This window comes from Streptomyces sp. RKAG337 (genome assembly GCF_023701715.1).
Lineage (GTDB): Bacteria > Actinomycetota > Actinomycetes > Streptomycetales > Streptomycetaceae > Actinacidiphila.
The window spans coordinates 2,819,480-2,837,162 of sequence record NZ_JAJOZA010000001.1 but is presented as its reverse complement, the minus strand read 5'-3'; the positions used below and the strand labels follow the sequence as shown (position 1 = coordinate 2,837,162).

Annotated in this window: 17 protein-coding genes; 9 read left to right on the top strand and 8 right to left on the bottom strand. The window is 71.6% G+C overall.

From position 1 onward, the window contains the following. Window positions 1-160: 160 nt before the first annotated feature. A complete protein-coding gene (gene rocD, locus LNW73_RS12275) occupies window positions 161-1,366 on the bottom strand; it encodes an ornithine--oxo-acid transaminase (protein ID WP_250977351.1) in 1,206 nt (401 codons plus the stop codon). 180 nt (window positions 1,367-1,546) lie between these two features. On the opposite strand from rocD, the gene trpS reads away from it, so the two are divergent. Then, window positions 1,547-2,560, top strand: a complete 1,014-nt coding sequence (gene trpS, locus LNW73_RS12270; RefSeq protein WP_250989938.1) for a tryptophan--tRNA ligase — start codon at window positions 1,547-1,549, stop codon at window positions 2,558-2,560. Between the two features lie 184 nt (window positions 2,561-2,744). Continuing rightward, on the top strand, window positions 2,745-3,329 hold the full coding sequence (locus tag LNW73_RS12265) for a 2'-5' RNA ligase family protein (RefSeq protein ID WP_250989937.1): 585 nt from the start codon (window positions 2,745-2,747) through the stop codon (window positions 3,327-3,329). A gap of 46 nt (window positions 3,330-3,375) precedes the next feature. Here the strand turns inward: LNW73_RS12265 and LNW73_RS12260 are convergent, their stop codons facing one another. Together LNW73_RS12260 and LNW73_RS12255 are read right to left on the bottom strand one after the other, a co-directional pair. Then, window positions 3,376-4,131: a decaprenylphospho-beta-D-erythro-pentofuranosid-2-ulose 2-reductase gene (locus tag LNW73_RS12260; protein ID WP_250989936.1), complete on the bottom strand. Its 756-nt coding sequence runs from the start codon at window positions 4,129-4,131 to the stop codon at window positions 3,376-3,378. Between the two features lie 80 nt (window positions 4,132-4,211). After that, window positions 4,212-5,576, bottom strand: a complete 1,365-nt coding sequence (locus tag LNW73_RS12255; RefSeq protein ID WP_250977355.1) for an FAD-binding protein — start codon at window positions 5,574-5,576, stop codon at window positions 4,212-4,214. A gap of 250 nt (window positions 5,577-5,826) precedes the next feature. Here LNW73_RS12255 and LNW73_RS12250 point away from each other — a divergent pair, with 250 nt between their 5' ends. The 4 genes from LNW73_RS12250 to LNW73_RS12235 all read left to right on the top strand — a co-directional run bounded on the left by LNW73_RS12250 (window position 5,827) and on the right by LNW73_RS12235 (window position 8,809). Next, window positions 5,827-6,369, top strand: coding sequence for a phosphatase PAP2 family protein (locus LNW73_RS12250; protein WP_250977356.1), 543 nt, complete (start codon window positions 5,827-5,829; stop codon window positions 6,367-6,369). Continuing rightward, the gene (locus LNW73_RS12245; RefSeq protein ID WP_250989935.1) at window positions 6,362-7,333 is read left to right on the top strand and encodes a decaprenyl-phosphate phosphoribosyltransferase; all 972 of its coding nucleotides are present in this window, start codon (window positions 6,362-6,364) and stop codon (window positions 7,331-7,333) included. The genes LNW73_RS12250 and LNW73_RS12245 overlap by 8 nt, the downstream gene beginning before the upstream one ends. 68 nt (window positions 7,334-7,401) lie before the next feature. Further along, entirely contained in the window at window positions 7,402-7,842 is a 441-nt protein-coding gene (locus tag LNW73_RS12240) for a GtrA family protein (RefSeq protein ID WP_250992896.1), read from the top strand. 34 nt (window positions 7,843-7,876) lie between these two features. After that, the gene (locus LNW73_RS12235) at window positions 7,877-8,809 is read left to right on the top strand and encodes a YihY/virulence factor BrkB family protein (RefSeq protein ID WP_250989934.1); all 933 of its coding nucleotides are present in this window, start codon (window positions 7,877-7,879) and stop codon (window positions 8,807-8,809) included. A gap of 61 nt (window positions 8,810-8,870) precedes the next feature. Here LNW73_RS12235 and LNW73_RS12230 read toward each other — a convergent pair whose 3' ends face one another. Continuing rightward, window positions 8,871-10,130: a D-alanyl-D-alanine carboxypeptidase family protein gene (locus LNW73_RS12230; protein ID WP_374118088.1), complete on the bottom strand. Its 1,260-nt coding sequence runs from the start codon at window positions 10,128-10,130 to the stop codon at window positions 8,871-8,873. 138 nt (window positions 10,131-10,268) lie between these two features. Between LNW73_RS12230 and LNW73_RS12225 the strand changes: the two genes are divergently transcribed. Continuing rightward, window positions 10,269-10,589: an SCO4848 family membrane protein gene (locus tag LNW73_RS12225; protein WP_250989933.1), complete on the top strand. Its 321-nt coding sequence runs from the start codon at window positions 10,269-10,271 to the stop codon at window positions 10,587-10,589. Then, on the top strand, window positions 10,589-11,887 hold the full coding sequence (locus tag LNW73_RS12220; RefSeq protein ID WP_250977359.1) for a metallophosphoesterase: 1,299 nt from the start codon (window positions 10,589-10,591) through the stop codon (window positions 11,885-11,887). The genes LNW73_RS12225 and LNW73_RS12220 overlap by 1 nt, the downstream gene beginning before the upstream one ends. On the opposite strand, the gene LNW73_RS12215 is transcribed toward LNW73_RS12220, so the two are convergent. From LNW73_RS12215 to LNW73_RS12200, 4 genes are all read right to left on the bottom strand, one after another. Then, a complete protein-coding gene (locus tag LNW73_RS12215; RefSeq protein ID WP_308407663.1) occupies window positions 11,873-12,769 on the bottom strand; it encodes a TetR/AcrR family transcriptional regulator in 897 nt (298 codons plus the stop codon). The two genes, LNW73_RS12220 and LNW73_RS12215, sit on opposite strands and share 15 nt — an antisense overlap. 10 nt (window positions 12,770-12,779) lie before the next feature. Next, a complete protein-coding gene (locus tag LNW73_RS12210; RefSeq protein ID WP_250989932.1) occupies window positions 12,780-13,409 on the bottom strand; it encodes a thiol-disulfide oxidoreductase DCC family protein in 630 nt (209 codons plus the stop codon). Between the two features lie 5 nt (window positions 13,410-13,414). Then, on the bottom strand, window positions 13,415-13,825 hold the full coding sequence (locus LNW73_RS12205; RefSeq protein ID WP_250977361.1) for a hypothetical protein: 411 nt from the start codon (window positions 13,823-13,825) through the stop codon (window positions 13,415-13,417). A 181-nt stretch (window positions 13,826-14,006) separates the two neighbouring features. Then, window positions 14,007-16,730 (bottom strand): MMPL family transporter, encoded by a 2,724-nt coding sequence (locus tag LNW73_RS12200; RefSeq protein ID WP_250980293.1) that lies wholly within the window; start codon window positions 16,728-16,730, stop codon window positions 14,007-14,009. 180 nt (window positions 16,731-16,910) lie between these two features. Here LNW73_RS12200 and LNW73_RS12195 point away from each other — a divergent pair, with 180 nt between their 5' ends. Beyond that, complete coding sequence (locus tag LNW73_RS12195; protein WP_250977362.1) at window positions 16,911-17,612, top strand: response regulator transcription factor; 702 nt, start codon at window positions 16,911-16,913, stop codon at window positions 17,610-17,612. Window positions 17,613-17,683: the final 71 nt, after the last annotated feature.

Sequence of the window (17,683 nt, the reverse complement as noted above, 5' to 3'; positions counted from 1 at the left end):
CTCGCCCACGCCGCTTGGACGTGAGGGGGACGGGGCCGCAGGGGTGGGGTTTCGAAATGCTGCCGAGCTATTTGTGGGCGGCCACGCCCGTAAATAGTCGCTTTCGAAGCCCCGCCCCGGAGGGCCCGGCCCCCGACCCACGAACCGGCCGGGGCGGACCTCAGCCCGCGAGAACCGCGCGCAGCTGCTCCAGCCCCCAGTCCAGGTCCTCCTTCGAGATCACCAGCGGCGGCGCCAGCCGGATCGTCGACCCGTGCGTGTCCTTCACCAGGACCCGCCGGTCCATCAGCCGCTCCGACACCTCGCGCCCCGTCCCGTGCCCCGGCGCGATGTCGATCCCCGCCCACAGCCCGCGCCCCCGCACCGCCGCGACCGGGCCGGAACCCGTGAGGAGGCCGAGCTCGTGGTGCAGGTGGTCGCCGAGTTCGGTGGCGCGCTGCTGGTACTCGCCGGTGCGCAGCATCGCGATGACCTCCAGTGCCACCGCGCAGGCCAGCGGGTTCCCACCGAAGGTGGAGCCGTGTTCGCCGGGCCGGTAGACGCCCAGCACCGCCGCGGACGACACGACCGCCGACACCGGCACCACGCCGCCCCCCAGCGCCTTCCCGAGGACGTACATGTCGGGCACGACACCCTCGTGCTCGCACGCGAAGGTGCGGCCGGTCCGTCCGAGCCCCGACTGGATCTCGTCGGCGATGAACAGGACGTTCCGCTCCCGGGTGAGCGCCCGCACGCCCGCCAGATAGCCGGGCGGCGGCACCAGCACCCCCGCCTCCCCCTGGATCGGCTCCAGCAGGACGGCGACCGTGTGCTCGTCGACGGCCGCCTCGATCGCGGCGAGGTCGCCGTACGGAACGATCTCGAACCCGGGCGTGTACGGCCCGAAGTCGGCCCGCGCCTCCTCGTCCGTCGAGAAGCTGATGATCGTGGTGGTGCGCCCGTGGAAGTTGCCGTCCGCGACGACGATCTTCGCGCGTCCGTCCGGGACGCCCTTCACCTTGTAGCCCCACTTGCGGGCGGTCTTGACCGCCGTCTCGACCGCCTCGGCGCCGGTGTTCATCGGCAGCACCATCTCCATGCCGCACAGCTCGGCGAGCTGCGTGCAGAAGTCGGCGAACCGGTCGTGGTGGAAGGCGCGTGAGGTCAGCGTCACACGGTCGAGCTGGGCCCTGGCGGCGTCGAGCAGCCGCCGGTTGCCGTGGCCGAAGTTGAGCGCCGAGTAGCCGGCCAGCATGTCCAGGTACCGGCGGCCTTCGACGTCCGTCATCCACGCGCCTTCCGCGGTGGCGACGACGACCGGCAGCGGATGGTAGTTGTGCGCGCTGTGGGCCTCTGCGGCGGCGATGCTGGTGTCCGTTGTCGTCACGTACGTGCTCCGTTCGTGGTGCGTCGGGAGTTGTTGCCTCGGGGCGGGGTGACGCCCCTTTCTATCGTCGGTCGGCCGCAATGCGATGAAACCTTGCGGCGTCCGCTGTTCGGGGCGCGCCTCCCCGGCGGTGCCGGGGAGGGGGATGATCGGGGCCGGGGGACCTGAGAGAATGGCGGCATGGCCAACCACCGTCCGCGCGCGCTCTCCGGTATCCAGCCCACCGCAGGCTCCTTCCACCTGGGGAACTACCTGGGTGCGATCCGCCAGTACGTGGCACTCCAGGAGACCCACGACGCGTTCTACATGGTTGTGGACCTGCACGCCATCACGGTGCCGCAGGACCCCGCCGAGCTGCGGTCCAACACCCGCCTCGCGGCGGCGCAGCTGCTGGCCGCGGGCCTGGACCCGGACCGCTGCACGCTCTTCATCCAGAGCCACGTGCCGGAGCACGCGCAGCTCGGCTGGGTGATGAACTGCCTGACCGGCTTCGGCGAGGCCGGCCGGATGACGCAGTTCAAGGACAAGTCGGCGAAGCAGGGGGCGGACCGGGCGACCGTCGGCCTGTTCACGTACCCGATCCTGCAGGTCGCGGACATCCTGCTGTACCAGGCGAACGCCGTGCCGGTCGGTGAGGACCAGCGGCAGCACGTCGAGCTGACCCGCGACCTGGCGGCGCGTTTCAACAGCCGCTACGGCGACACGTTCACCATCCCGGCGCCGCACATCGTCAAGGAGACCGGGAAGATCTACGACCTCCAGGACCCCACGGCGAAGATGAGCAAGTCGGCGTCGTCCCCGAAGGGCCTGATCAACCTGCTCGACGAGCCGAAGGTCTCGGCGAAGAAGATCCGGAGCGCGGTCACCGACACCGACACCGTGGTGCGCTTCGACGAGAAGGACAAGCCGGGCATCAGCAATCTCCTCACCATCTACTCCACTCTCACCGGTACCGGAATCGCGGAACTGGAGCAGCGGTACGCGGGCAAGGGCTACGGTGCGCTGAAGACGGACCTCGCGGAGCAGTTTGTGGAGTGGGTCACACCGTTCCGGGAGCGCACGCAGGAATACCTGGGCGACCCGGAGACGTTGGACGCTGTCCTGGCCAAGGGTGCGGAGAAGGCGCGCGCCGTGGCCGCCGAGACCCTGGCCAGCGCGTATGACCGGATCGGCTTCCTGCCCGCGAAGCACTGAAACGCACCGGAGCACCGGCGCAGCGCCGTACCGGGAGGGTCCGGCCGGGGCGGTACCAGAGTCCGAGGTCCCGGCAGAGTGTGTCCGACGACGCTCGCGGCGCGACCCGCCTACGCGTCACACTGAGAGCAGACCGAACAGCGCCGGCGAGGCGCCCGTGATCCGGGGAAGAGGGGTGAACGCAGTGGGGACCAGCACGATCGGAGTCTCGATCGCGGTCCCGGAGCCCTACGGCCGCCTGCTCCAGGAGGCGCGCGCTGGCTTCGGCGACCCGGCCGCGTACGCCATTCCCACGCACGTCACGCTGCTGCCGCCGACCGAGATCGACTCCGGTGACCTCCCCGCGCTGCGCCGCCACCTCGCGAAGGTCGCGGCGGCCGGCCGGCCGTTCCCGATGCGGCTGGACGGCACGGACACCTTCCGCCCGCTGTCCCCGGTGGTCTACGTGCACCTGGCGGACGGCACCCGCGAGTGCACCGAGCTGCAGGGCGAGGTGCGCTCGGGACCGGTCGTGCGCGAGCTGCAGTTCCCGTACCACCCGCATGTGACCGTCGCCCACGGCATCGCCGAGGAGGCGATGGACCGGGCCTACGCGGCGCTCGCGGACTTCAAGGCGACCTGGACGGCCACCGGATTCGCCCTGTACGAGCAGGGCGGGGACGGGGTCTGGCGGAAGATGCGTGAATACCCTTTCGGCGTCGACACCTGTGGTGCCGTTCCGCACCAGCAGGGCGCCCGCGCCATCCATGACGCCCCGCTGATTCCCTGACCTCTGGCCCCCTGGCCCCCGGGTCCCCTGAAGACGTCGCCGGCTCTCAGACCGGCAGCTTCCTGAAGAGCGCGCGCGGCACGTGCCGCAGCGCCGACATCACGAAGCGCAGCGCGCCCGGCACCCACAACGTCTCCGCGTGCCGCCGCAGACCCGTCTCGATGGCCTCCGCGACCGCCTCGGGAGTGGTGGCCAGCGGCGCCTCCGGCAGTCCCGCCGTCATCTTCGTGCGCACGAAGCCGGGCCGGACGACCATCACGTGCACACCGGAGCCGTGCAGCGCGTCGCCGAGGCCCTGGGTGAAGGCGTCCAGGCCCGCCTTGCTCGACCCGTAGATGAAGTTGCTCCGCCGGGCCCGCTCGCCGGCCACCGAGGACAGCACGACCAGCGAGCCGTGTCCCTGCCGTTGCAGCGCGTTCGCGCACACCAGGGACGCGGACACCGCCCCGGTGTAGTTGACCTGCGCGACATGGACGGCCGACAGGGGCTCCTGCTCGTCGCGCGTCTGGTCGCCCAGCACGCCGAAGGCGAGCAGCACCATGTCGAGGTCGCCCTCCGTGAAGAGCTTGCCGAGCACCTCCTCGTGGGACGCGGTGTCCAGCGCGTCGAAGGGCACCGCGTGCGCGTCCGCGCCCAGCGACCGCAGGTGTTCGGCGGCGGCGTCGAGGGCGGGGGAGGGGCGGCCCGCCAGGTAGACGGTCCTGGTGCGGCGGCCGATGAGGCGGCGGGCGGTGGCGAGCGCGATCTCGGAGGTGCCGCCGAGGATCAGCAGGGACTGGGGGGTGCCGAAGGCGTCTTTCACTGCGGAGCTCCTGGTGGGCCTAGCGGGCCTGGAGGGCCTGGGACGGCCTGACGGGCCGGGCGGGATGCGTCGGACACGGCCTAGAGGGCGAGGCGGCGGGCGAGGTCCGAGGTGAAGACCCCGCGGGGGTCGAGCTCGGCGCGCAGCCGCCGGAAGGCGTCGAGCCGCGGGTACATGCCGGGCAGCAGGTCCGGGCGCAGCCGGGAGTCCTTGGCGAGGTAGACGCGGCCGTCGGCGGCGGCGACCTCGTCGTCCAGGACGTCGAGGAAGGTGGCCAGGCCCGGCATGGTCGCGGGGATGTCGAGGGCGAGGGTCCAGCCGGCCATCGGGAAGGACAGCCAGCCCGGGTCGGCCTCGCCGAACCGCTTGAGCACGGCGAGGAACGACGGGATGCCGCGGCGGCTGATCCGCTCCACGATGCGGCGCAGCGCGCTCTCCTGCCCGTTGGGGACGACGAACTGGTACTGGACGAAGCCGCTGCGCCCGTAGATCCGGTTCCAGTCCGGGACCCCGTCGAGCGGGTGGAAGAACGTCGAGATCTTCTGCAGCTCGCCGTGCCGTTCGCGGGGCGCCTTGTGGTACCAGAGGGCGTTGAACAGCCCGACGCTGCCCCGGCCGAGCAGCCCTTCCGGTACGAAGTTCGGGGCGCCCGGGAGCCGGCCGGGCCGGAAGTCGAGCGGGGCGCGGCGGGCGCGCGGCGGCAGGGCGCCGAGGGGGGCGTGGTCGCCACGGGTCAGGACGGCGCGGCCGGTCTTCGCGCCGCGCGCGAGCAGGTCGATCCAGGCGACCGAGTAGCGGTAGCGGTGGTCGCCCGCGGTCAGCCGGGCCATCAGGTCGTCGAGGTCGGTGGCGCGTTCGGTGTCGACGCTCATCAGCGAGGTCTCCACGGGCAGCAGCTGGATCGTCGCGGCGAGCACGACGCCGGTCAGGCCCATGCCGCCGGCCGTCGCCCAGAACAGCTCGGGCTCGTCCTCGGGGGTGACGAGGCGGGTGCCGCCGTCCGCCGTCAGCAGCTCGATGGCGCGTACGTGGCGGGTGAACGACCCCGACAGGTGGTGGTTCTTCCCGTGGATGTCGGTGCCGATGGCCCCGCCGACCGTGACGTAGCGGGTCCCGGGGCTGACGGGGACGAACCAGCCGAGCGGCAGCAGGACCTGCATCAGCCGGTGCAGGCTCACCCCGGCGTCGCAGACCACCAGGCCGTTGATGGCGTCGATCTCGTGGATCCGGTCCAGGCCCGTCATGTCGAGGACCGAGCCGCCGGCGTTCTGCGCCGCGTCACCGTACGCCCGGCCGAGCCCGCGGGCGATGGCGCCGCGGCCCCCGCAGTCGCGGACCGCTTCCGCGGCCTCCTCGTAGGTGCGCGGGCGGAACACGTGCGCGGTGGTGGGCGCGGTGCGGCCCCAGCCGGAGACGGGGGTGGTCAGGGCGGAGGGAGCAGGCATACGGGTGACGGTATCGCCCGAGAGGGGTTGATTGCCCGTATATGCCGGTTCTCTCACTGAAACGGGTGACTGATGGTGAGTCAGAAGGAGATTGCGGGCATATTAACTCATTGTCCCTTTTGTTCTGAGGGGGCGAACCACGAACGAGGGAGAACCGCCGGTGCCAACTCCGGACTCCGCCGCGTCACGTGCGCCCGAAGCTGCGTCAGAACGAGTGCCAGAACGAGTGCCCGAACGTGCGTCGGAGCGTGTGTCCCGACGTGCGTCAGAAGCGGACCGCCGACTGCTCACCGTACTGCGGCGGTGCGGTGAAGGACCGCGGGTCGCCCGCACCGCGCGGGTCCTGTCCTGGAGCGGTGAGCACGCCGCGCTGTGGCTCGCCGCCGGGCTCGCGGGCGCGTCCGTGGACCGGTCGCGCCGCCGCGCCTGGCTGCGGGCCACCGCCCTGGTGGGCGCCGCGCACGTCGCGAGCATGGGCGTCAAGCGGGTCGTCCGCCGGCCCCGCCCCCGACTGCCCGGCGCGCGGCCCCTGGTGAACACCGCGGGCCGGCACAGCTTCCCCAGCTCCCACGCGGCGTCGTCGGCCGCCGCGGCCGTCGCCTTCGGCGCGCTGCTGCCGGGCCCGTTCCGCCTGTTCGGCCCGTTCCCGCCGCTGGCCGCCGGGATGTGCGCGTCACGCCTGGTCGTGGGCGTGCACTACCCGAGCGATGTCGCCGCCGGCGCGATGCTGGGCGCCGCCACCGCCCGGATGGGCCGGGCCTGGTCGCTGCGGGGCGGAGGACTCGATGGCTGAGCCCACCTCGGCGGTACTCGACGACGTACCCCTGCCGCCGCGCGCCGTCCCCGCCGCCGGGATGCTCCGTACCGTGGCGGGCCTGCCGGGCGGGCTGGTCCGAACGGCCCGGCCGCGGCAGTGGGTCAAGAACGGCCTGGTGCTCGCCGCCCCCGTCGCCGCCGGACGGCTGCTGTCGCGCCACGGGCTGATCCAGCTCGGCATCGTCTTCGTGCTCTTCACCGCCTGCGCGTCCGCCGTCTACCTGGTCAACGACGCACGCGACGCCGACGCCGACCGGGCGCACCCCGTCAAGTGCCACCGCCCCGTCGCCAGCGGCCGGCTGCCGGTCCCGGTCGCCTACGCGGCGGGCGCGCTGCTCGGCGTCCTCGCACCGGTCGCCGCGTACGTGCTGTGCAACGCGGCGACCGCCGGACTGCTCGCCGCGTACCTCGTCATGCAGCTCGCGTACTGCCTGCGGCTCAAGCACGTCCTCGTCGTGGACCTCGTCGTCGTCACCACCGGCTTCCTCATGCGCGCCATGGCCGGCGGCTTCGCCCTCGACATCGACCTGTCCCGCTGGTTCCTGATCACCTCGGGGTTCGGCGCGCTCTTCATGGTCGCCGCCAAGCGCTACTCCGAACTGATCCTGATGTCCGGCACCGAGGGCGAGGCCGGCGCCTCCCGGTCCCTGCTCACCGCGTACACCACCGGCTATCTGCGGTTCGTCTGGCAACTCGCGGCCGGGGTCGCGGTCCTCGCGTACGGCATGTGGGCGATGGAGACCGGCGCCGCCGCCACCGGCTCGCTGCCCTGGCGGCAGCTGTCCATGATCCCGTTCATCCTCTCCGTGCTCCGCTACGCCGTCTTCGCCGACGCGGGCGCGGCCGGCGCGCCGGAGGACGTGGTGCTGCACGACCGCCCGATGCTCGTCATCGCCCTGGGCTGGGCGGCGCTCTACGCCCTCGCGGTGGCCGAGCTGTGACGGACGGGCCGCGGCGCGGGGCGGAGCAGGCGACCGAGCGCGGCACCGAGCGCGGCACCGGGTCCGCCCTGCGCTCCGAGATCCTCGGGTTCGCGCTGGCCGGCGCCGCCGCCTACGCCGTCGACCTCGGGCTGTTCATCTGGCTGCGCGGCCCCGGCGGCTTCGGCCCGCTCACCGCCAAGGCGCTGTCCTTCCTCGCCGGCTGCACGGTCGCCTACGCCGGCAACGCGCTGGGCACCTACCGCGGCCGCGCGCCGTCCGTGAGCCGCGCCCGCCAGTACGGCATCTTCTTCGCGTTCAACGTGGCGGGCGCGGTGGTACAGCTCCTGTGCCTGGCCCTGTCGCACTACCTCCTCGGGCTCACCACCCCGCGCGCGGACGTGATCTCGGGCGCCGGCATCGGCATGGCACTGGCCACCGCGCTGCGGTTCTGGGGGACGAGGACCTTCGTCTTCGGACGGCCGGGACCGTCCCCGGCCCCGGCCCCGCCCCGGGAATGCGCGCGCTGACGCAGGGTAGGCGCGCAGACATGGAGTGGATCACATGGAGTGGCTGACGGGACTGCGGTGGATCGGCCCGTGGATCGCCCGGCTGATGCGCACCCACGCCTGGCGTTCCTTCGAGCACCTCCAGGAGGTGCACTGGAGCCGGCTGGCCGCGGCCGTCACGTTCACCAGCTTCCTCTCCCTCTTCCCGCTGATCACCGTCGCCGCGGCGATCGGCGCCGCCCTGCTCTCCGACCAGCAGCTCCAGGACCTGCAGAAGCAGGTCTCCGAGCAGGTCCCGGGCATCTCCGACCAGCTGAACATCAACGGTCTGGTCGACAACGCCGGCACGGTCGGCCTCATCGCCGGCGCGCTGCTGCTCTTCACCGGCCTGGGGTGGGTGGCCTCGCTCCGCGACTGCCTGCGCGCGGTCTGGGAGAAGGACGACGAGGACGAGAACCCGGTCATCGGCCGGCTCAAGGACGGCGGGATCCTGCTCGGCCTCGGCGCCGCCGCCATCGTGTCGCTGGCCTCATCCGCCTTCGCGACCGCCGCCGTCGGCTGGGCCGCCGACCACCTCGGCCTCGAACACAGCACCCCCGGCCGGTTCGTCCTCACCGCCGCGGGCTTCTGCATCGCCGTCGTCGCGGACTTCGTGCTCATCGTCGTCCTGCTCACCCTGCTGCCCGGCGTCGAACCCCCGCGCCGCCGGGTCGTCGTCGCGGGCCTCATCGGCGCCTTCGGCTTCGAGATCCTCAAGCTGGTCCTCAGCGGCTATCTGCAGAACGTCGCGGCCAAGAGCATGTACGGCGCCTTCGGCGTCCCCGTCGCCCTGCTGCTCTGGTTCAACTTCATGGCCAAGCTGCTCCTCTTCTGCGCCGCCTGGACGGCGGTCCCGCCCAAGGACGATCCGGAGGCGGCGGCCGCCCCGGAACCCGCCACCGAGCCGGAACCCACGGAAGACCACCCGGGAGCCGTCCACCCCGCCTGAACCGGGTCCGTCGGTCCGGGTGCCGTCGGTGCGGGCCCGGTCAGCCGGTGGCTCCGGCGCGCTACTTGCGCCGGGAGGGGCGGGAGGGGAGGGAGTCGTCCGGGAGGGTCAGGGCCGGGGCGGTGCGGCGGCGGCGTACCAGCAGGACGGCGGCGGCGATGAGGGCCAGTGCGCCGGCGCCGATGCCGGCGTAGGTCCACATGCCGTGCGAGCTGGACGTGCCGGAGACCGTGGCCTGCGCGGGACCCTTGGTGTCCGGGGCGGGAGGGTTGGCCTTGGCGGCGCTCCGGGTCGGGACCAGGGTGCCGACCGGCTTCACGGTGGGGGCGGCATTGAAGCCCCAGTCCAGCAGGGCGGACGTCTCCTTGTAGACCTCGCTGCTGCCCGCGGCCGGGTGCATCACGGTGACCAGCAGGGTGCGTCCGTCGCGTTCCGCGGCGCCGGTGAAGGTGTTGCCCGCGTTGGTGGTGTAACCGTTCTTCACGCCGAGCAGGCCGGGGTAACGGCGGACGCCGTCGGCGCCGGTCAGCAGGCGGTCGGTGTTCTGTATGCCGAACGTGCCGCGCACCTTCGTCGGCTTGCCCGCCTTGTCCTTCGTGTAGTCGCCGGGGAACTGGGCGCTGCCCGTCGCGCAGTACTCGCGGAAGTCCGGGTTCTTCAGCCCCGACCGGGCGAATAGCGTGAGGTCGTAGGCGCTGCTGACCTGGCCCGGCATGTCGTACCCGTCGGGCGACACGACATGGGTGTCGTCGGCCTGCAACTCCTTGGCCTGGGCGTTCATCTCCTGCACGGTCTTGTCGACGCCGCCGTTCATGGTGGCGAGGACGTGCACGGCGTCGTTGCCCGAGTGCAGGAAGACCCCGAGCCACAGGTCGTGGACCGTGTAGCTGAGCTTCTCCTTGATGCCGACGAGGCTGCTGCCCTCGCCCATGCCGCTCAGGTCGGAGTCGGCGACCGTGTGCAGCTGGGTCTTCTCGAACCGGGGCAGCACGGTGTCGGCGAACAGCATCTTCAGGGTGCTGGCGGGCGCCAGTTGCCAGTGCGCGTTGTGCGCGGCGAGCACCTCACCGGTCTTCGCGTCCGCGACGATCCACGAACGCGCGGTGATTTTCGGCAGCGGCGGGGTGCCGGCGTCCGGCTGCACCTGGGTGCCGGGCACCCCGAGCCGGTCGCCGCCGACCTTCGACATGGTGGCCGGAGGCACCGGCTCCTTCGTTCTGCCGTCCGCGTGGGCAGGGGACGCGAGGAGCGGGCCGGACACGAGTGCGGCGGCGCACAGGGCCAGCAGGGAACGGCGGAAGACGGGTGCAGGCTTGGACACCAGGCGAACGTACAGTCCTGGTGGCGGAACGCGCGCCCTTCGGTTGTCCTGCGGACGAGTGAGGATTCGCACGCCCCCGACGTGGAACCATCCGGACCCCGTCGGCCGTTGCCGTGCGGGAGTCTCCATACTGGAGGTATGAAGCTCAACCGCCCCGTCTCCTGGTTCCTGGTCGCGTTCGGTGTGTGGTCCTGGATCGTCTGGACCACTTTCGTCAAGAACCTGTGGAAGGACGTCAGCGGGCTCGCCTTCGACAACGGCTCCCCGACCGCGTACTTCTGGGTGCATCTGACGCTCGCGATCACCTCGTTCCTGCTGGGAACGGCGATCGGCGCGCTCGGGCTGCGGTCGCTGCGGGTCCTGAAGCGCGAAGCCGCCGGGACCCCGGCAGGGACCGATGCCGGTACCGCCGCCGGGACCGATGCCGAGCGGCACCCCTCCGACACGGCCGCCGTTTAGTGGTCGTCGTCTTCGTCCTGGGCGGGCTGGCCGTCCTGGCGCTCTTCGCCGTCCTGCACCGCTACCTGTGGCGGCGCCTGGTCCGCGATGTGTCGGCGCCCCGCGGCTGGTACCGGCGGATCGGGACGGTGCTCGCCTTCGTCCTCCCGCTGATCAGCCTGGGCGCGCTGATCGGCGGCCGTGCACTGCCGCTGGCGGGCGAACGGTGGCTGGCCTGGCCGGGCTACCTGTGGCTCGCGGTGCTGATCTATCTGACCTTCGCGCTGCTGGTGGGCGAGGCGGTACGGCCCCTGCTGCGGCGCGCACTCGACCGCCGGGCGGCGACCCGGGGGAATCCGGAGGAAGCCGTTCCGGTAGCAGTTCCGGCAACGGCAACGGCGACGGCACCAGCACCGGAAGCGACGGCAACTTCGGCCGCATCCCCGCCGACCGCTCCACCGCCGGTCCCCGCGGCAACCGAAGACCCCGCCGCCGCCACCCGGCGGCAGTTCGTCGCCCGCACCGTCGCCGTCGCGGCCGGTGCCGCGGCCGCCGGGACCGTCGGCTACGGCATGTACGGCGTCCTGCGCGGCCCCCGGCTGAAGAACGTGACCGTGCCGCTCGCGAAGCTGCCCGCACGGGCGGACGGTTACCGGATCGCGGTGGTCAGCGACATCCACCTCGGCCCGATCCTGGGGCGGGCGCACACCCAGCGGATCGTCGACACGATCAACGGCGCCCGCCCCGACCTGGTGGCGATCGTCGGCGACCTGGTCGACGGGACCGTGGCCGATCTGGGGCCGGCCGCCGAGCCGCTCGCCCAGCTGCGGTCCCGGCACGGCTCGTACTTCGTCACCGGCAACCACGAGTACTTCTCGGGCGCGGCGCCGTGGGTCGACTTCGTCCGGGAACTGGGCGTGCACCCGCTGGAGAACGCCCGTGTGGAGCTGCCCGGCTTCGATCTCGCGGGTGTCAACGACATCTCCGGCGCGGACCACCACGCCGCGCCGGACTACGGCAAGGCGCTCGGCGACCGGGACCGCACCCGGGCCGCCGTCCTGCTGGCGCACCAGCCGGTGATGATCCACGAAGCGGTGAAGCACGGCGTGGACCTGCAGCTCTCCGGACACACGCACGGCGGCCAGCTCTGGCCGGGCAACTACATCGCGGAGCTGGCGAACCCCACGGTGGCGGGTCTCGACCGGTACGGCGACACCCAGTTGTACGTGACCCGCGGCGCGGGCGCCTGGGGTCCGCCGGTGCGGGTCGGGGCGCCGTCGGACATCACCATCGTGAAGCTGGTGTCACTGCGCGCGTGACGCGCGCTTCGCGGCGCGCTTCGCCGCCCGCTTGACGGGGGCCTTCGCGACGGGTTCCGCGGCCGCGGGAGCCTCGGCGCCGGCCGTACCGGACGACTTCGCGTCCCCGCCCCCGCCCGACGGCTTCTGGGCCGAGATGAACGTCGGCAGGATGAAGTCGTGGATGAGTCCCTTGGCGTCCCTGACCAGCGGCCGGAACACCCGGTAGCGGGAGAGGCTGACGACCTTCGCCACCAGCGGGGTGCACCGCTTGACGAAGTTCCGGGTGCGTTCGGTGTCGTCGGTGCGGTCGAAGACCCAGTACAGCACCACGATCATGAGGTGCAGCCACAGCAGGTCCGGGAGGAGTTCGGCCAGTTCGGCGTCGAGCTTGGGGGCCAGGTCCGAGCCGTTCAGCACCTCGTCGAAGATGGCGACGGCGGTGGCGCGGGCCGGGTGCGACTCGTTCGAGAACGGGCTGAGCGGGCTGTCCGGGTCGGCCGCCGTGCGGAAGAACTGCGACGCGAACTCGTGGTACGGCGCCGCGCAGTCCACCCACGAGGTGAGGGCGATCTCCAGGCGCTTGGAGAAGTCGGTGACGCCGGCCATCTTGGCGTGGGCGTCGGCCGCGTGCTCGTGTGTCATCCGGTCGTAGAAGCCCTGGATCAGGTATTCCTTCGACGCGAAGTAGTAGTAGGCGTTGCCGACCGACACCCCGGCCTCGGTCGCGATCGCCCGCATCGTCGTCTTGTTGTAGCCCCGTTCCTGGAACATCCGCATCGCGGTGTCCAGGATGAGCGCCCGGGTCAGCTCGCTCTTGTCGGTCTTCGGTCGCGCCCGGCCGCCTGGCAGTTCGGCGGCCGGGGCGGCGTCGTCGGACGGGCGGCGGTCAGTTTCTTCCACGAGGGTGAGCCTAACCGCCGTGCCGACACGCATCGCCGCAGTCCTCGTGGGCCGGCATGACCGGCCTTCCGGTGCTGGGGTACTGGGCCCGCTCCCAGCCCGTCCGGGGCGGTGCCCAGGCGGTCCTGGCCGGTCCCCAGCCGTTCTGGGCGGGGCCGGGACCGGGGCCCGGGGCCCCGCCGTTCGGGGCGGTGCCCCAGCCGGCGTACGGGGTTGTCGCCGCCCGGTACTTGGCGGCCGCCAGGACCGCGGCACGGGCGAGCGGCGCCCCGACCGGGGTGCTGAAGCGGTGCGCCATCGGCCGGTACTCGGCGAGCGCCCACAGGATGACGATCCAGGCGGCGTCGCCCGTGTAGAGCTGCCCCTGGTCCCCGATGACGGTGATCCGGCTCAGGGTCGAGGCGTGGTCGAGGTCCGGGTACCGGCCGCGCGCCTCGGGGGAGCAGGCCGGGACGAGGTCCAGCGGGACGAGCTGGCGCTGGCGTGCGAGCCAGCCGCGTACGAAGGTGCAGAGCCTGCAGTCGGCGTCGTACAGGACGGTCAGCCGGCGGACCGGGACGCGGGGGTCCCGGTGGGCCGGTGCGGGTACCGCCGCCCCCTGAGGGGCGGCACCCGCGGCGTGCGTGGCGTCGGCGGTCATGGTGTTCAGAGCGCCGGGGTGGCGGGGGTGGCCCAGCCCTGCGGCGGCACCGGCGGGATCTGCTCCTTGTCCATGATGCCCCGGCGGCGCATCTTGTTGAGGATGAAGACGTTGCCGAGGTGCAGGACACCGAGGACGAGCAGGACGACCCCGAGCTTGACCGACAGTGCCTCGAAGAGCCCGCGGGCGTCCTCGACCGCGTCGGCGGCCTTGAGGTAGAGGGCGACGAATCCGAAGTTGACGAGGTAGAAGCCCACCACCAGAAGGTGGTTGACGGCGTCGGCGAGCTTCTCGTTGCCGTGCAGCACATCGGCGAGGAAGACCCGCCCGTTGGTGCTGAGGGTGCGCGCGACCCAGATGGTCAGCCCGATGCTGATGAGCAGGTAGACGACGTACGCGACGACCGTGAGGTCCATGGTCCATCCCTTTGCGAGAGACTTGAACGTGTTCAAAACTTCTGACGGACATGACTCTAGACCTCTTTTTGAACGTGTTCAACCACAAGTTCCAGCGCAACGGAAAACGCCGGGCGGGCCTGAGGAATCAGGCCCGCCCGGCGTTCGGCGGAGAGGTTGGGCGAGAGGGGAGAGGAGCCGCTCAGTCGCGCGAGTGGCTCAGCTCCAGGTCGAGGTTGTCGTCGCCGTCGCCGTCCTCACCACTGCCCACCGTGACCGTGGCCGGGAAGGGCGGGTAGCCCATCGTCAGCAGGGTGTAGCGGCCCGGGTAGAGGTTGGCGAAGGCGTAGCCGCCGTCCTTGCCCGTGTGGACGACGCCGACCTCCTTGCCGTCCGCGTCCTGGAGCACGACCCGCGCGTCGTCGACGGGTTCGCCGTTCGCGGTGCGCACCGTGCCGGTGAGGGTCCCGGTGCCGCTGAGCCGAAGATCGCACTCGACCGGACGGTCGGACGTCATGACGCTCGCCGTCTGCGGGTGGTGCCCGTCGGCGTTGGCGACCAGGACGTACGAACCGCTGCCGGGCGTCGGCAGGCTGTACGTACCGTCGTCCTCCGCCGTGATCCGGCCGACCTGGCGGCCGTCGGCGGCGATCAGGGTGAGCTCCGAGCGCGGGATCGGCAGCCCTGAGGACCCGCGGACCGTGCCGCGCACGGACGGGCCGCCGGCCTTCTGCAGCGGGACGACGACACCCGCTGCCGGAGCGTCGGGGGCAGCGTCGGGGGCTTCGTCCGGCGCGCCTTCGACCGCCAGGTGCGGCAGCCGCTTGTCGAGCCACTCCGGCAGCCACCAGTTGGCGTTGCCGAACAGGTGCATCAGCGAGGGGACGAGCACGGTCCGCAGGATGAACGCGTCGAGCGCGACCGCCCCCGCGAGGCCGACGCCGAACATCGCGATGACGCGTTCCCCGTTGAGGACGAAGGCGACGAAGACGCAGATCATGATGACGGCCGCCGAGTTGATCACCCGGCTGGTCTCGGCCAGGCCGACCCGTACCGCCCGCGCGTTGTCCTTGGTGTGCACCCACTCCTCGTGCATCCGGCTGACCAGGAAGACCTGGTAGTCCATGGAGAGGCCGAAGAGCAGCGACAGCATGATCACCGGGAGGAAGGCCTCGATCGGCCCCTCGCGGCTGGCGAGCAGCAGATCACCGCCCCAGCCCCACTGATAGGCCGCGACCAGGACGCCGAAGGACGCGGCGGCGGCGGCCAGGTTCATCACCGCGGCCGTCAGGGGAACGACGATGCTGCGGAAGGCGATCATCAGCAGGACGAAGCCCAGCGCGATGATCACCGCGACGAAGACCGGCAGCTTGCCCATCAGCACCGAGGCGAAGTCCTTGTACATCGCCGTCTGGCCGCCGACGTACGCCTGCATCGTGCTGCCCTTTTCGGCGGCCGGTACGACGTCGGAGCGGAGCCGGTCGATCAGGTCCGAGGTCGCCTTGTCCTGTGGTGACGTGTCCGGCACCGCCTGGATGACGGCGATGTCGGCGCCCGGCTGCATCGGCAGCGCGGCGGCGAAGGTGATGCCCTTGGTCGCGTTGAGCTTGCCGACCAGGGTCTGCACGGCGGCCTTGTCGGTGTCCGACTTCACTTCGGCGAGGATCGTCAGCGGGCCGTTGAAGCCCGCACCGAACCCGTCGGCGAGGAGGTCGTACGCCTTGCGGGTCGTCGTCGTGTCCTTGTTGTTGCCCTGGTCGGAGGAGCCGAGACGCAGGGAGAGCACCGGCACGGCCAGCGTGGCCATCATCGCGATCGCGATCACGGAGAGCACCCGCGGGTGCCGCTCCACGAACGACGACCAGCGGGCGGCGGCGCCGGTGGCCAGCTTCGCCTCCGGGCCGTTGGCGGCCAGCTTGCGCCGCTGGCGGCGGGAGAGCACGCGGTTGCCGAGGACGCCGAGCATCGCGGGCAGCAGGGTGATGGCCGCGGCCACGCTCAGGACGACGGTCAGCGAGGCGGCGATGGCGACGCCGTTGAGGAAGCTCAGGCCCATCGCGAACATGCCGAGCAGCGCGATGCAGACCGTGCCGCCCGCGAACAGCACGGCGCGCCCCGAGGTGTTGACCGCCGTCACGGCGGCCTCCTCCGGGGTCAGCCCGCGCAGGATGCCCTTGCGGTGCCGGGTGACGATGAACAGCGCGTAGTCGATCCCGACGCCCAGGCCCACGAGCATGGCCAGCACCGGTGCGAAGTCGGCGACCGCCATGCCGTGGCTGAGCAGCAGGATCGCGGACGAGGCGGTGAAGATGGCGAACAGCGCGGTGATGATCGGCATCAGCATGCCGAAGACCGAACCGAGCGCGAGGAAGAGGACGACGGCCGCGGCCGCGACACCGACCAGCTCGCTCAGCCCCTGCGGAGGCTGTTCCGCCATCTGGATCGCCTGGCCGCCGGCCTCGACCTCCAGGCCGCTGCCCCCCGCGTCGTGCACGATGTCGACCAGCTTCTTCACCTCCTCCTTGTCCAGCTCGTTGCCGAGCTTGGTGAAGGTGATGGCCGCGTAGGCGGTCCTGCCGTCCTTGCTGATCTTCGCGGCGCCCTCGGGCGCGTACGGGCTCGCGATCGTGCCGACGTCCGCGACGCCGCTCTTGATCTTCTGCAGGGTCGCGGTCATCTTCTGCTGGACCGCGGCGTCCCGCACGGAGCCCTGGTCCACGTGCCAGACGACGTTGTCGGTCTCGCCGGCCTGAGCGGGGAAGGCCTTGTCCATCAGCTTCAGAACCTGCGCGGACTCGGTACCCGGCAGCTCGAAGACGTTGGCGTAGGCGCTCCCGGCGGCGCCGCCCGCGCCGCCGAAGCCGGCCATGACGAGCACCCACAACCCGATCACCAGCCACTTGCGCCTAAAGCACCATCGTGCCAATGAGGCCACGGTCCCAGCTCCTTCACTCGCTGCCGACGTCCACCGCCGGAGTTGGATCTCCCGCAGTCTGTTCAGCCTCTGTGTCAGGACCGGGCGTTCACAAGGTGAATCGGGATCTCTCAGGGAACTCCCAAGTTGTCTCCAGTGGGTCTGTGGGGCATCCCTGCTGATAATCGAGTCATGGAGAACCCAGAGAGCCCGGCCACCGTGCTGATTGTCGAGGATGAGCCGGGCATCGCGGACATTCTCCGAATTACCCTGAAATACCACGGCTTTACGGTGTACACCGCCGCCACCGGCCGGCAGGCCGTCATCGCCGCCCGCGAGCACCGGCCCGATCTGGTGCTGCTCGACGTGATGCTGCCGGACGGCAACGGCTGGGAGGTCTGCCGCACGCTGCGCGCCGAACGCGACGACCTCGCGGTGATCTTCGTGACCGCCCGGGACGCGCCGCGCGACGTCGTGGGCGGGCTCGCCCTCGGCGGCGACGACTACATCACCAAGCCGTTCGGTGTGGACGAGGTCGTCGCCCGGGTGCACGCCGTGCTGCGCAGGACCCGGCGCGAACCGGAGGCCGTCGACCCGGTGCTGCGCCACGGCGACCTGGAGATGGACGAGACGACGTTCACCGTCCGCCGCGCCGGCGAGCCCGTCGATCTGACCCCCACCGAGTACAACCTGCTGCGGCACCTGCTGCGCAACGCCGGGCGGATCGTCACCAAGGAGCAGCTGCTGCAGCACGTCTGGCAGTACGACACGGTCGTCGAATCGACCGTCGTCGAGACGTACATCAGCTACCTGCGGCGCAAGCTCGACCGGCTCGGGCCGCCGCTGATCGAGACCCGCCGCGGCATCGGCTACGGGCTGCGGGCGCTGGCATGAGGCTCGGGTTCGGGACGTTCGGGTTCGGCGCGGGCGCCGCCGGATCGCGGCGCGGATACGGCACGTACGAC

Excerpts from the sequence above, each read along its gene's own strand:
- LNW73_RS12210 (WP_250989932.1), bottom strand. The coding sequence starts at position 13,409 with ATGACCGCCGACGCCACGCACGCCGCGGGTGCCGCCCCTCAGGGGGCG.
- LNW73_RS12245 (WP_250989935.1), top strand. The coding sequence starts at position 6,362 with ATGGCTGAGCCCACCTCGGCGGTACTCGACGACGTACCCCTGCCGCCG.
- LNW73_RS12235 (WP_250989934.1), top strand. The coding sequence starts at position 7,877 with ATGGAGTGGCTGACGGGACTGCGGTGGATCGGCCCGTGGATCGCCCGG.
- LNW73_RS12255 (WP_250977355.1), bottom strand. The coding sequence starts at position 5,576 with ATGCCTGCTCCCTCCGCCCTGACCACCCCCGTCTCCGGCTGGGGCCGC.
- LNW73_RS12225 (WP_250989933.1), top strand. The coding sequence starts at position 10,269 with ATGAAGCTCAACCGCCCCGTCTCCTGGTTCCTGGTCGCGTTCGGTGTG.
- trpS (WP_250989938.1), top strand. The coding sequence starts at position 1,547 with ATGGCCAACCACCGTCCGCGCGCGCTCTCCGGTATCCAGCCCACCGCA.
- LNW73_RS12205 (WP_250977361.1), bottom strand. The coding sequence starts at position 13,825 with ATGGACCTCACGGTCGTCGCGTACGTCGTCTACCTGCTCATCAGCATC.
- LNW73_RS12195 (WP_250977362.1), top strand. The coding sequence starts at position 16,911 with ATGGAGAACCCAGAGAGCCCGGCCACCGTGCTGATTGTCGAGGATGAG.